We start from the raw sequence: 14,777 nt of genomic DNA on the forward strand, positions 1-14,777 counted from the left end.
CTGCGTGTGCCCTGCGTCATAAATTCCGCCCGCAAGGCTTGGCGGTTATCGCTCGCTGTTCAGCGAATGATTGCTGGATATTCGAGACGGCCTGTTTCGCCCGGTGCAACCGAGGCAAGCGTCCATCGAACATGTGTGACATCGCCGTGCTGAGCAGCTCGGCTTGCGCCGTCCTCGCCAGTCACGGTCAAAGAGCTAAGCACTCCCCAAGTGTTGCCGCCATCAACTGACACAGTCAGCTCAGCGTCGGCATCAGATGCCAGCGCAACGGCGCCAGGGAGTGGGTTGGTGACGACAAAGTCTGTCACCGTTTCAGAGCCAGAATTGTTGTAATCGGTACCGAAGATCAAACGATCGCCCGGTACGATAACATTGGGCTCAACCAATTCGGTCTGCTCATTTCCAGCAGCGTCGGTGCTGGTCTTCACAGCCATAACGTCGCCAGACAAGACAATTGGGTTGCCTTGAGCGATTGCCGGAGCAGCTGGGACGGCAACAACCATCAGAGCCGCGCAAATTTGTCCAAGAAGTTTCATTGTATCAGACCCTTGTCTATTTTCTTATTGATCGATGGTGACATCGAAAGTGATTGCCTGGGTGGTACCGCCGGCGACCGTGCCCAGATCGACGCTGATGCCGGTAGCGCTGGCCTCGCCCGCGTCATCTCCGCTGGCATCGGTTAAAGTGCTGCCCGCTAGTGTTAGAGATCCGGCCACGTAAGTTGTGTCGGCTGGGAAGGCGTCTGTGACTGTCAGATCGTCAACAGAGCCGCTGCCTGTGACTTCAGCGGAGATGGTGAAGGTCACGACTGAGCCTGGAACCGCGCTGGTGCCGCCGAAAGGATCGACAATAGTAGCAGACTTGACGAGATCGACTGTCGTGATCCCAACCAGCAGTGAACCGGTTGCGGTTGCATCGGCGCCAGTGCTGCCGACGATGGCATCGCCGCCGCTCACACCTTGGCCGGAGAAGCTGGTTCCCGGTGCGCCCGTTCCAGTGACCGCTTCCGCTGTCAGCTCAACGTCGCTCTCTTCCGTATCGGTAGCGCCAGCAGGCACGGTGACCAGCACGAAAACCGTCAAAGTGTCGTCAGCATTGAGCACTGCGGTAGTTTCTGGACCCGTCAGGATTTGATCGACGCCCGGATCGTATGTGCCGTTGCCGTTCGTATCGACCGCAATGCCATCAACCGTTGTATCGAAGTCGTTACCAGCAACCGCTGGATCAGCGGTCAGCTCAAACGCCTCTGGGCCATTGCCCTGATTGGTAAGCTCGAACGTGAGCACTGCGTCACCAGGCGTGGTGCCTACTGGACCAGAGTCCAGCGAGGTGACTGTCACATCGAGCAGTTCGTCAACCAGCACCGTGACGGTGTTGGAGTCGACCGTTTGCGGACCGCTCCCGTCTTCGTAGGTCGCCGTCGCGGTGTTCTCAATCAGCGTGCCTGCATCGACCCCGGCGGCATGCGCCGGAGCCACTGCCGCGAGTGAAAAGGCACCTAGGGCGAGAGCCGAGGCGAACGTGTTAGCCAATGCGGGCATAAATGAGTTCTGTGTAATCATACGTAGGACAAATACGCAGTAATGGTTAACGAACTGTTTGGAGTTGGCGAAAAACCGCGGATTCCTGCCATTTGAAACAAGTTTTAACACTTTAGCGACGCGGTTAATCCGGCGTTCAGCGCTTTGGGGCGGATCTTCACTGGGAATTTACCAAAACTCGCTTGATATCTGACGTTTGCGCGACTTTTTCCGCGAGACTAACGTCATCATTGGCTTTGGGCGCCCAAACCGCTTACGATCGCTGGAAATGGGGACCGCAGACACTCAATCGCTCTTGGGCCGGGCTGGAAGCATGCAAACCAAGCATAAGCTCTTGGTTTCGTTTGCCTTGATTGCGGCTTTGATTGGCGTTGTTGCCGCCTATCTGATCTGGTTCCACATTCGGATCATCGATGCCCCTGCCCCGGCCCGGATGGAACCTGCAGCGCAATATCCGACGGAAGAGTCCGTATTGGTCACCGAACTCGGTGTTCCGTTGGAGACGATCCGCCACTCACTGGAGCGTGAGGTGCCCCGCACACTCTACTCGATCGATGAACAGATCGAGGAGTGCATTCCGCGTGAAACCATCCGTGTGCTTGGCCGGGAGATCGGGCGAACCCCAAAAATCAGCTGCCAGCTGGTCGGGCAAATTCGGCGTGGGTCAATGCGCCTGTCCGGACGCGGTAACACATTGAGCGTCAGTTTCCCTGTCTCAGCTGAGATACAGGCACGCGATGTCGGTGGGCTCATCAAGCGTGAGACCGCGACGGCTGCGGCCAATGTAAGGCTGACGGCGCAGGTCGGAATCGCGCAGAATTGGCGTTTGAAGCCCGATGTTCGCGTTTCTTATCAATGGTCCAAGGAACCCGGTATCGATGTTCTGGGGCAACGCATCCGCTTCACCCGGCGCGCCAATGCCGAACTGGCACCAATTCTGGCCAAAGCAGAGAAAACGCTTGAGCGTGAACTGTCAGCGCTCAATCTGCGTCCACAAGTGGCCCAGCTCTGGAAGCAAGGTTTCACAACCCTTTCGCTGAATGCTGACAATCCGCCAGTTTGGATGCAGCTCAACCCGACAGCGATCGGAGCGGGCAATCTTCAGGTATCCGCTCGCCGTGTTACCGCTCAGGCAATGCTGCGCGCAAAGCTCGGTATTTTCGTTGGCGACAAGCCAGCAGTGCCTGAACCGAAAAATCTGGGCAGCAATGCCGGCGTTACGCGCGATACGGGTTTTGAGGTGACCCTGCCTGTACTCGCCAATTACGATCAGCTTGAACCGGTTCTTTTGCGTGCGCTCAAACGAGTGGCTGAGCGCGGCATCGCAAAAGAAGAACTCGGCAGGCTCGATCTCGAGTTCGAGAATGTCACACTATATGCGGCTGAAGGCGGCCGGTTGGCAGTTGGGATCGAGGCTCAGGTAGAACCCATTGGCAATTTGACGGACCGAATTTGGGGACGAGCGAAAGGGACCATTTGGCTGACTGGATTGCCAGTAAGCGAACCAGACAGCCAGGTCGTCCGGATCGAAGACCTGCAAGTGTTTGGCGACATGGACACAGCAATCGGAGATTTGTTGGTCCGGATCATGGCCAGTGAGGATGTAAAACAAGAGATAGAGCGATCTTTGGTTGAAGACTTTAGCAATGATTACAATTCAGTGATTGGAAAAGCTAAGGATGGCGTGAGGTCGATCAAGGCTGGAGATTTCAACCTGTCGTTCGATATCTCGGACCTGTCACACGGCCAAATCACACCCACTGCTGAGGGCCTATTTATGCCCGTGACCGCTTCTGGTTCCGTCACCAGCACTTTGGCACCAAACTGAGAACGAATACTCTTTTTATTCATGGTATTGCAATCATTTCCTTATACCCTTTCTGCGAAGAACTGTCTCGTGACCAAATTGACCCTTAATGCGCACGGATTTCCTGCAAGGCGACGCTGAAAGAAGTTTTTGCAAGCCAAATGCCGAGAAGGCGCGTATGGCCAGCCCCAATAGATTGCGGGCGCCGTGCGCCCATTACCCACAATCCCCATTTAACCGGCCAATCTGGGCCGCTGCGCGCGCCTCCGCGCGCACTTGCATTTGAGATCAATTGATGAGTTTTCCAAGCCTTCCAGCCTGCCTTCAGGCGGCCCTCTCCGAACGTAATTATGATGCCCCAACCCCTGTCCAAGAGGCGGTTCTAAAGCCGGATGCACTAGGCCGCGATCTGGTCGTCTCCGCACAAACCGGCTCTGGCAAAACAGTCGCGTTCGGCCTTGCAATGGCAGGTGAACTGCTCGACGAAAGCGGTAACTTGCGTAGCGCGCCCTCACCGATGGCGCTCGTTATTGCGCCGACGCGAGAGCTTGCGCTGCAGGTCAGCCGCGAGCTTGGCTGGCTCTACAGCAAAGCTGGCGCGCGTATCGCAACCTGCGTTGGCGGGATGAACCCGTCGCAGGAACGCCGCGCTTTGCGCGCAGGCGCAACCATCGTGGTAGGAACCCCCGGCCGCCTTCGCGATCATCTGGAACGCGGCGCGCTCGACCTCTCCGCCCTGGCCACTATCGTCCTCGATGAAGCCGACGAAATGCTCGACATGGGCTTTCGAGAGGAACTCGAGAGCATCCTCGATGCAACGCCAACTTCGCGTCGCACTCTTCTATTCTCAGCGACAATGCCCCGCCCAATTGAAGCTTTGGCGCGGCGTTATCAGATCGATTCCCTGCGAATTGCCACCATCAGTCAGCAACGCGGCCATGGCGATATTGAATATCAGGCGATCAGCGTCTCTCCGACTGAAATTGAAAACTCAGTGGTAAACTTGCTCCGCTATCACGAGGCGGAAACTGCGATTCTTTTCTGCGCGACACGGGACAAAGTTCGCCATCTGCATGCCACCTTGCAAGAACGCGGATTTGCCGTTGTTGCCCTTTCCGGAGAGCATTCGCAGCAAGAACGCAATCAAGCGCTACAAGCGCTGCGCGACAAGCGCGCACGGGTCTGCGTGGCCACAGATGTGGCCGCGCGCGGCATCGATCTTCCCACTCTCAGCCTAGTCGTCCACGTCGAAATTCCGCGCGACGCGCAGGCGCTACAGCACCGTTCTGGCCGCACAGGGCGCGCCGGGAAGAAAGGCACGGCAGTGCTTATCGTGCCGTTTTCTCGTCGTCGCAGAGTCGACTCCATGCTGAAATCGGCCAAAATTGAGGCTGATTGGACCGACGCCCCTCGCCCGGAGGCGATCCGAGCGAAGGATCATGAGCGTCTGCTCGAGAAATTGCTCCAACCCATCGAAATGGATGAAGCCAATCAGGAGCTTGCGAGCAAACTCCTGGCCGAGCGCACGCCCGAAGAGATCGCAGCCATGCTGGTGCAGGCGCACCGTTCAAAGCTGCCTGAACCCGAAGATTTGATCGAAAACACGCCCGAGGCCCGCCGCGCAGCGCAGAAAGATACGCATCGCCCGGGCTTCGAGGACACGGTGTGGTTCCGCATGAATATTGGCCGCCGGCAGAACGCTGGCCCACGCTGGGTCATGCCGCTGATCTGTCGCCGCGGGCATGTGACACGCAACGAAATCGGAGCAATCCGCATCGGTCAAAGCGAGACATTCTTCCAAATCCCGCGTGCCATTGCCGACAAGTTCGCCTCCGCTGTGGCGCGCAGCGCTGGCTCTGTCAGCGATAATGGCGACGAACAGGACAACATCCTGATCGAAGCGTCGGACCACGGGCCGCGTGACACCGCTCGGCGCAATCGCAAGTCGCATGCTGGCCAGCGCGACGGCGATCGAGGGCCTCGCGTAAAGGCGAAGCCCGCCCATAGCGGCAAAGAAAAGAATAACGGCAAGCCCAAGAAATTCCGCAAAGGCAGCGATGACCGAAAAAGCGAGAACTTTGAGAAAAAGCCTCGAAATGAAGGCGCTGGAGAAGCAAAAGGGCCTCGCAAGGCAGGTAAGCACCAAAATGGCTCAAATGGTCCAGGAAAGCCGTTTAAGAAGCAAAAGCACTCAAAGTAAGCCACAGACGCGGCCAGTTCCTTATGAGCACGCCGGGCTGTGATGGCCTAAACGCAAGAAGGCTGCGCTCGGGAAATTCGGCGCAGCCTTTCTTTTGCCATATGCAAGCTAGGTCATCCTATTTCTTGCATTTCTTATCCTTGTCCTTCTTGCGGAAGATGTTGCCCACATTGCACAGAACCTTGCCGGTCACTTTCTTGGCATTCTCGGTGTGGTGCTTGGCGCGATCAGCCGCGACTGAAGCTACGGCCTCAACAGGCTTGTCGCTCTTAGCCGCGTCGGCATAGCGGTTTGTGGTCTCCCGCACGCTCCGCAAGTCCGCGCCGGTTACCTGGCCGACAGCGGCCCGGTTTTGCGCCCCTGCCTCACGAACTTTTTCAGTTGCGTAATTCGTGGCCGCCTTCGCATTGCTGAGATGATGCTGAGCGCGGCTCTTAGCGACCTCGCCAAAGGCTTTGAGCTTTTTGTCGCCTTGAAGCGCAGCGCCATAGCGCGCGGCGACATCTGTGCGGCGCTCCAGTTTCACGCCCGTTTCACCCTCAATGGCACTGCGAGCGTTGCGGTCAAACGCATCAACCTTTTGGCCAAACTCGGCCGTTTTCTGGACCCCTCTGGCAAATTGCTCGCGCTTTTCTGCGCCGTAATTTTGCAGGTTCCGCTTTAGGCGCCCTTTCTCAGTGAAAGTCGCTTTGACGTTGGTCCAATTTTCCTTGTGATGTTCGCGCCGCTGCTCCCAGACGTCCTTCATGGAAACGTCCTTGTCGAAGATGGCTGCGCCGTATTGAAAGCCAGTGGTTAGCGGATCCTGGATTTCCGCACCGGTCAGCGCTTTCACGCTCTCCTTGCCCGCCGCCTCCGCAGCCAGAACGGCCAAGCCTACACCTGAGCCTGCAACGACTGCACGCGCGCCTTTGCCCGCTTTGCCAACGGTTGCGCCTGTTCTCGCCATCTTGGCTGCCTTCGCAGCCTTCGCGCTCGTTTGCGCTGCTTTCGCCGTCTGGGTGCCGGTTTTGGCTGCCTTAAGACCGCCCGCGCCGCGTGCCGCCTGAGCGGTCCGTCCCGCGTTGTTCAGTTTGGTGATGTCGCCGCCCTTATCAGCAATACCGCGCACCAATTGCGCTTCATTGATGGGGGCTGCCTTACGCACGGCTTGCGCCGCATCGCCTTTGGCGAGCAGATTGGGCACATCGGCACCTTTGCCAAGCAGCTTGCGGCCAAGAGCCTGCTCCCCGCGCACGGCTTGGCCGCTGGCCTTGAGCGCCTCGCGAGAGCTGCGGGCTTTGTTCCCGCGAGCCACCAAATCATCAAGCTGAGAGCCCTTGCTGATGGCCGCGCGATTGCTCGCTGGCGCATCGATCTTGCGGATATTGCGCGGACCTTCGGCCGTATCACGCGCCTTTAGAACATCGCCAGCAGTTCTGCTGTTCGGCGCGCGGCGCGCATTCTGTGCAGCTTCGCCCTTTTCGATAACTCGGCCCAGGTCCGAGTTTGCGATATTGGTAGGTCGCGCATTTACCGACCGAGCTGTGGTCGCCGGTTTCTTGCGCGCGTTTTGCGCTGCAGTGCCGCGGCGCTCCATCTCCGCCAGTTCGTCCGCGCTGCCAGCAATCCGGTTTGCCCGAGCAGCCTTGGCTGCCTCACCGCGCTCCTTCAAATCACGCAGGCTTGTAGGCCGCTTTGAAGTCGCTGTTTGGCGCAGGTTCTGGCCAGCGATATTTGTCGAGGTCGGCAGCCGACGACCCCTAGCTGCTGGTCCGCCACTGCGCTGCGCCTCACCAATTTTCTTGGCGATATCGGCAGCACCTTTGCTCGGGTTGACGACCTGCCTAGCAGCCACTCCAATCCCGCCTGCGACAAGCAGGGTTTTCTCATCATCGGACAATTCGCCGTCCAGCGCGATGTCCATATCGGCGGTCGATTGCGCCGCTGGAGTATCCGCCTCTTCCTGCGCCAACACCGGCGTTGCCACCATCGCAGCCGCCAAAGCCGAAACGCTCAAACCCTTTGTGATCTTTGAAAACCGCATTGTCTCATTCCCCAAATCTGTCCGCTTACCCGACCCAACGGGTTTGTCTGGATCCTGTTTAGGGAAAGGTCTGGCTGTCTAGAATGAGGTGAACACCCCAATTGTTTCGGAGCCTCAGAATTGCGGCACACACCGTAGCGCGAGCGCTAGCTTGCAGAAGGCAATTTGATCGCCGCAACAGTGCCCTCGCCCAGCCGAGAGGTTAGCTTGAAGGAAAATCCATGCCGTGTCGCCAGATCGTGGACGATCGCAAGTCCCAGACCGTCACCACTCGAGGCTTCGTCCTTGCTCCCGCGCTGCGGAGCCTTGCTGAGAGCCTGCGCGTCCATACCCTTGCCGTCATCACGCACTTCGATGAGGCACGTGTCTTCATGCCGGATGCTGACGCGCACTTCACTGGGGCTGGCATGGCGCAGAGCATTGGCGACCAGATTGCTGACGGAGCGAATAAGAGCCAAAGCCGGCACCGACGTTTCGCATGGCTCAGTCTGAATTTTGAGAACAATCCCAAGGTTGGCGGCTTCCTGAGCAAACATATCTTCGACGGTTTGCACGATCGGCTGTAGCGAATACACTTCGTCCTCCGCGCGGGACGCAGCCTGTTCTGCCCCCTCCTGATCGCTGTATTCGCGGGTTAGCTCTTCGAGATAGTCTACCGCCTCGCTCAGGCGCTCTTGCAGCACGGGAGACAAGTTATCCGCCTCTTCATGGATGGAGGCCCTCAACCCCACCAAGGGCTGGCGAATGTCATGGCTGGCAGAGGCGAGTTGCTGCTTGCGGCGGACAGCCGTTTCGCGCGCACGGGAGTACTCTCTTTCGGTCTCCAGCAACCGGCGATTGGTTTGCGCATTCGCTTCGAGGGCCGAAATACGTTCCAGCCTCAGCCGGTCACGCTCTTCCAAGCTCCGGCGAATATCTACGATCACGAACACCAAGAGAGTCGCAGCGACAACCAGACGCACCATATCGCGGACGAAGCCGACGGAGAGTTCGGGAATGATCGTTCCGACGAGATCCGGCTCAACGGCAATCAAGACAACCGGACTAAGTCCAATAATGCCAACCACGATCTGCCGCAGCGTTTTGGCCATTTCCAACCGGAAGACGATCACGGCCACCAGTGCCAAGAGCACACCATAATACAGCACCAGTAGGTAGCCGTCATATTTTAGGTATAACAGGCCAGCCACGACGGCTAGCGGCAACAGCCAGATGATCAGACGCACCGCATGGTTTGAAAAGCGATCATACTGTCCCTTGAAAGCGAATAGCACGATGTAAAGATTGCTCAATGAGACAATCGCAATGCAGGCCCGCCAGGCCGCACGGGCAGTCTCAAAATCTGGACTAAGGATCGTCACGAACAGCGAGACATCTGCTTGGATCGCAGCAAGCGTCAAACCGATCCCGAGCAATGCAGTGATCTTTCGGTTCGCCAAAACGCCCAGCACTACCAGACAAACACCGACCCCTATGAACGACAGGAATACGATTGCCTTCAGCATCGTGCCAATGATCTGGTTGCGGCCCAATTCTCCTTCGCGAAATAGGCCAATCGATGGCCTGTCGACCGATGCCAGATTGACCAGCACTGTCGCCTGTTCGCCGGGATCAAGCATGAAGCTGGAGGAGTGCACATAGGTGAGCTTGCGCGCTAACAGCTCCGCGTTGTCGGTGGCGTCACCGCCGAGTATCTGAACCGGTGCGGCACCACTTTGCACCAAATAGACATCGGGCCTGACATAGAACACACCGCCCAGCCCGACGCTGCGACGGATGCTCGTTTCATTGTCCGAGGCCGCCTTGATCGGCAACGCAACCCACTGCCAGCGCTCGTCCAAAATCTCGGACTGTGTTGACTGGTAGCCGCGCGAAAAACCGCCGTTTCTAAACTTCGTCAGGGCTTGCTGACTGGTAAGCTCTTCGCCCTCCTGCGTCACAAGATACCAAGCGCTGCCTTCTACTTGCTCGGCAGGTTCGCCCCGCTTCAGCAGCACGGAACTGGCTTCGCTCGCTGAGACTTCTTGCCCCTTTGCAACAGGAGCCGCAATCGCAGCGAACCCCAAAGCCGCACAAGTGACAGCGGCGAGCAGCCAAAGTGCCCACGCCCGCCCAAGCCGAAGATTTGCCCCCTCACCCATCTTTTGTGCTATACACAATTTGCTGGTGAGCAGCAGGGGGAGATCATGATGGTCCGGGGGCTCCATGACATTTGGCCGGGAATTCAAAGCTGTGATCGCTGACGACCACAGCATCATTCGCGGGGCCTTGGCGCAATTGCTGAGCAATGCTGACGCGCTGGAAGGCTACAACTTTACCGTTTGCGACCAAGTTTGCGACGGCATTCGTGCGATTGGCGCGATCCGAAAGCATCAGCCCGATTTGCTGATGCTGGATGTTACCATGCCCCATGCGGGCGGCACAGAGGTGTTGATCGAAGCCCGGCGGTGGTTGCCGGACTGCAAGGTGATTGTTTTTACCGGTGTCGAGGCAAGCGGCAAGATCGCTGAGCTGGTCGAAGTCGGCGCAGACGGGCTCTTTTGCAAAAGCGATGATCTGGACGAACTCACCGCTGCTATCCCGCGCATTATGGAGGGCGGCCGGACCGTCTGCCGACGTTTTACCGAAGTGCTCGAAAGCGCAGCGGACATCGAACCGCTGACCAGCCGAGAGCGGCAGGTCTTGAACCTCGTCGTAAGCGGGCAAACCAACCGCGAAATCGGCGAGACCTTGGGTATCAGCATCAAGACGGTCGACCGGCACCGGACCAGTGTAATGCGCAAGGCTGAGGCGCGCTCGGCGGCTGAATTGATTGCCTATGCCCTGCGCGAAGGCTTGGTTGAGGCGAGCTCTACTTAAAGAGGCACATCGGGCATCAATCGCTTTCTCGGCGACCTCGGCCCTTTTAGCGCAGGTCTTCAACACTGACCCAGCCCAACACGCCATAGGCATCGCTGACCGGCAGAAAGATGCCGTGCAAATCACCGATCGGCGTAAGCTCGATCCCGGGCCGTATGCTACGCACGGTCTCCGCTTCCCGGGTCGGCTCCAGATACAGGAACGATGCAGCGGCAACGACCACGGGTGGCGGCCCAACAGGTTCAACTGGCTCGGCATCTGCGACCGCCTGAGCGTCGGCAAGCTCCGCATCGCCAGCCGTTTGCCCCACGCCCAAAGCTTGCGCCTGGGCAACCATATTGTTGTACGCGATGACGAACCCTTGGATCATCTCGCGCCCATCCTCTTTCTTGGTGTAGCGGCTGCCTTCCACCGCTTCTTCGACCGCCAGCATCCAAAACCCCTCAGGTGACCGAGCCATCGCGTCGTCATCATCGTCATGGAATTTGAGTTTGGTTTTTTGGACCAGCCCGGTGCCCGATGCGATCGCGGCATTTTGCGCGGTATCGACCAGCGCGAGACCGGTGATCACCGTGTTCTTCTTGCCAATCCCAACCATGCCAGCCAGCCCATTGACGACCGCCCCGGCCAAAGGGACCATACCAGCGATATCGCCAGCCGTGCCCATCCCGCTGCGATAGCCGCTGTTTTGCGCCAGAGCGGCGGCGTTCGCGACGCCCGCATTGTTGAGATTGGTGGCTGTCGCGACCTCAACCTTATCGCCAGCCACCACGTTCAGCATGAACTGCGCAGGCTCCCCGGTGCTGGGATCATAGATCGTGAAGCAACCCGACTGCACAACCAAGGCCTCTATCACGGCCTTTGGGCTGCCGAGGTTCTTATCGACCCGGCTGCGCGCCTCTCCTTCGATAATAGCAGCGGAACCAAGCGGCGTGTGACAGCGCACCAGCTCGATCGGGCGATGCTTTGACCCAGCAAGCACAGGGCTTGAGGCCAGGCCGCCAAGCGCGAGCCCCAATGCTATAAATACTCCAAGGCTGCGCATCACTGGCTCCAGCTTTGGTTTTTACCTGCAAGGCAATCCCAAAGTTGAATTCTGCCGCCATTGGTTTCCGAGTCTGGCCCATGGGCATCCAGACAGCGCCCCGTGTTCTCATTCACAAAACTCACCGCGCCCGGCGCTCCAGCGCTCCTTGCAGACCAGATTTGCGCCGGGTTCCCATCGCAACCAAAAGCTCGCACCGGTGCGCCATTGTCTGGTCCCACAGCCTCGAGGCACATCCCGCTGGCCGTCACGATCAAGCCGTCATCTTCAAGATAAATGAAGTTCTGGTTGGCACCGCCAAGGCATTCCCACACCTGCAGCCTGCCGCCTTGCTGGCCAACGTCCGGGCCATGCAGATCAAGGCACATGCCGTCACCGCTTTGGATCGGACTGGTCATCTCAGGCGGCAGTTCCATCGGATCGGGGCGGCTGCGTCCGGCAAAGCCATCTTCGGTGAGCACAATCTCTTCGCCGATCCGCATCGCTTCAAAGGCCCCAGGATAAGAAAGCTCAACCGGCGCCAGCGTGAATTTCGGATCAAACAGCCCATTACCGCCCGAGGCAAACAAAGTGCCGTCTTCGCGAAGTGTCCATTCCATCTCTCGCTGCAGCAGTTCATCATAGGCGACCATCTTCTGACGGTCGGTTTGACGCAAGCGTGAAGAGGTGACCATGCCAGGCTCAACCACCCAAATGAACAGATGGGTCCATTCCTCCATCGCGATAACAACGCCGTTTTCAATGATCACCTGCTTGCCCAGTTCGCGCAGCCGCCAGACACCATCAATCGGCAGCGGATCACCGGGCGCAAACTGCGTATAATCTCTCAGCGCCGCGCGCGGTCGGTTGTCTTGCGCCTGCGCTGCAGGAGCCGCGATCGCGATGCAAATCGCCGTCAAGATCGCCCACAGCCAAAGGCGCGGCTGGGCCTGTTTGTTCTGATAGATAGTCTTATTTAGCACTGCTGTTGCCCCTCAATATGGCAACCTTTGTGCAACAGATCGCCAGCGATGCGAATGAGGTACATCCCCCAATTTGGTGCACGAGTGAAGATAGCTTAGTCGTTTTCCGCTCTTTGCATCAGTCAGTGCCTGGCCGGTACGCAATTTTCGCATCCGCAAGGCCCACGTTTTAGAACTTTAGCTTCAGCTCGCCGCTCGCCCACAGGCTTGCCTCATTCAGGAGGACTGGCGCTTCTCTCACAAGAAGAGTTCTGGCATGGCGAGCGCTATGACCACCGAAACTGGCAGCTCTCAAATTTGTCCCCTAGACCAGCACACCCAACCTGATCCAGCCAGAGCAGGTTTACCGACCGGGCCCGAATTGCTGCATAAGCTGCACGAGATCTTCGGCTTTCATTCCTTCCGCGGCGTTCAGCAGCAAGTCGTGGATCGGGTTATGGGCGGGCATTCGACACTGGCGGTCATGCCGACCGGGGCGGGTAAGTCGCTGACCTACCAACTGCCCGCCATGCTGCTGGAGGGCACCTGCATTGTCATCAGCCCGCTCATCGCACTGATGCACGATCAATTGCGCAGCGCCCGCGCAAACGGGATCCGCGCCGCCACCCTTACCAGCGCAGACGAGAACCGCGCCGAAACGGTAGCTCAGTTACGAGCAGGCGAGCTCGATCTGCTCTATGTCGCGCCGGAACGGGCAAGCCAGTCCCATTTCAGGGAGCTGCTTTCCCAGTGTCAGATATCCTTGTTCGCGATCGACGAGGCGCATTGCGTGTCCGAATGGGGGCACGATTTCCGCCCTGACTACCGTCTGCTGCGCCCGTTGATGGACCAGTTCAGCAATGTGCCACGACTAGCCCTAACCGCGACTGCAGATGTCCACACACGGTCAGATATCTTAACGCAGCTTGGGATTGCGCCAGAAGGCTTGATCGTCGCCGGGTTCGATCGCCCCAATATCCGCTATGCGATCCGTCCCCGCGACCAGCCGACACAGCAGCTAAGACGCCTTTTGGCCGAGAATTCCGGACCCGGGATTATCTATGCCCAAACTCGTGCGGCGACCGAACGATTGTCCAATTCGCTGTCTGACGGAACACGCGAAGTGCGTTGTTACCACGCCGGGCTACCAGCCGACATTCGCGCAGCGAACCAAGCGGCCTTCGTCGAAAGCGAGAACATGGTGATCTGCGCGACGGTCGCGTTTGGCATGGGCATAGATAAGCCAGACGTGCGGTTTGTCGCCCATGCTGGTTTGCCCAAATCGATCGAAGCCTATTATCAAGAAACGGGCCGAGCCGGGCGCGACGGCGATCCAGCAGCGGCGCACATGTTCTGGGGAGCAGACGATTTTGCACGGGCGCGCATGCGCGTTACCGATGTTGAGGAGGCAAGGCAGTCAGGAGAACGGACGCGATTGTCAGCCCTAGGCGCGCTGGTTGAAACCGGAGGGTGCCGGCGTGCAATCTTGCTGCGCCACTTCGGAGAGCATCCTGCAGAAACTTGCGGCAACTGCGACAATTGCCTGGAACCGGCCCGCGCTGTTGATGCGACGATTGCCGCGCAAAAGTACCTCTCAGCGGTGGCGCGCACGCGGCAAACCTATGGATCAGGGTACATCGAGAGCATTCTAACCGGCCAATCCAGTGAGCGTAGCCGTGCACAGGGGCACGATACGCTGTCAGTCTTCGGTATCGTCGAAGGCGAGGAAGCTGACCTGCTCAAGCCGGTGCACCGCGCGCTGCTGGTACGCGGCGCATTGATGCCGACGGAACATGGCGGCTTGATGCTAGGACCGGAGGCACGCGGTTACCTCAAGGGAGAGCAGCCGCTGAATCTGGTTATCCCACCAAAACGGGTCGGCGGGAAGCGACGCAAATCCGGTTCGAGCCAGGCGCTCAACCCGGTTGGCGACCCGCTCTTCGATGCCTTGCGCGAATTGCGCCGCGACCTGGCAAAGGAGAATCAGGTTCCTCCTTATGTCATCTTCCACGATTCCGTACTGCGCGACATGGCCGGGTTTAGGCCTCAGACCCGCGACGCGCTTGCAAAATTGCCTGGCGTCGGGGCGAAGAAACTGGATGCCTATGGCGATGCATTCCTGACAGTCATCCGGCGGCACGACCGGTAGCAGTGGAACATCGCGACAATTCGAGCTGCATCGTGTCGGGCGCGCGCGTTTACTTATGGCTGATGTTGGGACAGAAGCGGAGCGAAAGCTATGTATCCGTCCGCGTGAGAATGGATCCAGTCCGAAAACATCCCTACTTCGCTTATTCGTTGCTGATTGAAAATGGGCCAACCGCCGACCGTCCGGTTTGGAACCCCATCCTAACGCTG

General features: G+C 58.4%; 10 protein-coding genes. 4 read left to right on the top strand and 6 right to left on the bottom strand.

The window, feature by feature from the left end; all coding sequences use genetic code 11:
• Positions 1-59 precede the first annotated feature (59 nt).
• Together AC0V6M_RS14675 and AC0V6M_RS14680 are read right to left on the bottom strand one after the other, a co-directional pair.
• Complete coding sequence (locus tag AC0V6M_RS14675) at positions 60-536, bottom strand: hypothetical protein (RefSeq protein WP_486139521.1); 477 nt, start codon at positions 534-536, stop codon at positions 60-62.
• 24 nt (positions 537-560) lie between these two features.
• The gene (locus AC0V6M_RS14680) at positions 561-1,541 is read right to left on the bottom strand and encodes a hypothetical protein (RefSeq protein WP_486139522.1); all 981 of its coding nucleotides are present in this window, start codon (positions 1,539-1,541) and stop codon (positions 561-563) included.
• Between the two features lie 334 nt (positions 1,542-1,875).
• Between AC0V6M_RS14680 and AC0V6M_RS14685 the strand changes: the two genes are divergently transcribed.
• Both AC0V6M_RS14685 and AC0V6M_RS14690 read left to right on the top strand, forming a co-directional pair.
• Positions 1,876-3,369 carry a DUF4403 family protein gene (locus tag AC0V6M_RS14685; protein ID WP_486139523.1) on the top strand — a complete coding sequence of 498 codons (1,494 nt, stop codon included), beginning with the start codon at positions 1,876-1,878 and terminating at the stop codon, positions 3,367-3,369.
• Positions 3,370-3,643: 274 nt separating this feature from the next.
• The gene (locus AC0V6M_RS14690) at positions 3,644-5,548 is read left to right on the top strand and encodes a DEAD/DEAH box helicase (RefSeq protein ID WP_486139524.1); all 1,905 of its coding nucleotides are present in this window, start codon (positions 3,644-3,646) and stop codon (positions 5,546-5,548) included.
• Between the two features lie 118 nt (positions 5,549-5,666).
• On the opposite strand, the gene AC0V6M_RS14695 is transcribed toward AC0V6M_RS14690, so the two are convergent.
• Both AC0V6M_RS14695 and AC0V6M_RS14700 read right to left on the bottom strand, forming a co-directional pair.
• Positions 5,667-7,574, bottom strand: a complete 1,908-nt coding sequence (locus AC0V6M_RS14695) for a hypothetical protein (protein WP_486139525.1) — start codon at positions 7,572-7,574, stop codon at positions 5,667-5,669.
• 146 nt (positions 7,575-7,720) lie between these two features.
• Positions 7,721-9,715: a sensor histidine kinase gene (locus AC0V6M_RS14700; protein ID WP_486139526.1), complete on the bottom strand. Its 1,995-nt coding sequence runs from the start codon at positions 9,713-9,715 to the stop codon at positions 7,721-7,723.
• 64 nt (positions 9,716-9,779) lie between these two features.
• On the opposite strand from AC0V6M_RS14700, the gene AC0V6M_RS14705 reads away from it, so the two are divergent.
• Positions 9,780-10,433 (top strand): LuxR C-terminal-related transcriptional regulator, encoded by a 654-nt coding sequence (locus AC0V6M_RS14705; protein ID WP_486139527.1) that lies wholly within the window; start codon positions 9,780-9,782, stop codon positions 10,431-10,433.
• A gap of 46 nt (positions 10,434-10,479) precedes the next feature.
• Here AC0V6M_RS14705 and AC0V6M_RS14710 read toward each other — a convergent pair whose 3' ends face one another.
• Positions 10,480-11,478 (bottom strand): hypothetical protein, encoded by a 999-nt coding sequence (locus tag AC0V6M_RS14710; RefSeq protein WP_486139528.1) that lies wholly within the window; start codon positions 11,476-11,478, stop codon positions 10,480-10,482.
• The gene (locus AC0V6M_RS14715; protein ID WP_486139529.1) at positions 11,478-12,440 is read right to left on the bottom strand and encodes an RICIN domain-containing protein; all 963 of its coding nucleotides are present in this window, start codon (positions 12,438-12,440) and stop codon (positions 11,478-11,480) included. The genes AC0V6M_RS14710 and AC0V6M_RS14715 overlap by 1 nt, the downstream gene beginning before the upstream one ends.
• A 268-nt stretch (positions 12,441-12,708) precedes the next feature.
• On the opposite strand from AC0V6M_RS14715, the gene recQ reads away from it, so the two are divergent.
• Positions 12,709-14,568 (top strand): DNA helicase RecQ, encoded by a 1,860-nt coding sequence (gene recQ / locus AC0V6M_RS14720; protein WP_486139530.1) that lies wholly within the window; start codon positions 12,709-12,711, stop codon positions 14,566-14,568.
• The last annotated feature ends 209 nt before the right edge of the window (positions 14,569-14,777 follow it).

It is taken from the genome of Erythrobacter sp. JB3-1 (assembly GCF_057364995.1).

Bases quoted from the DNA above. Each gene is read 5' to 3' on its own strand.
- AC0V6M_RS14675 (WP_486139521.1), bottom strand. From the start codon at position 536: ATGAAACTTCTTGGACAAATTTGCGCGGCTCTGATGGTTGTTGCCGTC.
- AC0V6M_RS14680 (WP_486139522.1), bottom strand. From the start codon at position 1,541: ATGCCCGCATTGGCTAACACGTTCGCCTCGGCTCTCGCCCTAGGTGCC.
- AC0V6M_RS14690 (WP_486139524.1), top strand. From the start codon at position 3,644: ATGAGTTTTCCAAGCCTTCCAGCCTGCCTTCAGGCGGCCCTCTCCGAA.
- AC0V6M_RS14695 (WP_486139525.1), bottom strand. From the start codon at position 7,574: ATGCGGTTTTCAAAGATCACAAAGGGTTTGAGCGTTTCGGCTTTGGCG.
- AC0V6M_RS14700 (WP_486139526.1), bottom strand. From the start codon at position 9,715: ATGGGTGAGGGGGCAAATCTTCGGCTTGGGCGGGCGTGGGCACTTTGG.
- AC0V6M_RS14705 (WP_486139527.1), top strand. From the start codon at position 9,780: ATGACATTTGGCCGGGAATTCAAAGCTGTGATCGCTGACGACCACAGC.
- AC0V6M_RS14710 (WP_486139528.1), bottom strand. From the start codon at position 11,478: ATGCGCAGCCTTGGAGTATTTATAGCATTGGGGCTCGCGCTTGGCGGC.
- recQ (WP_486139530.1), top strand. From the start codon at position 12,709: ATGACCACCGAAACTGGCAGCTCTCAAATTTGTCCCCTAGACCAGCAC.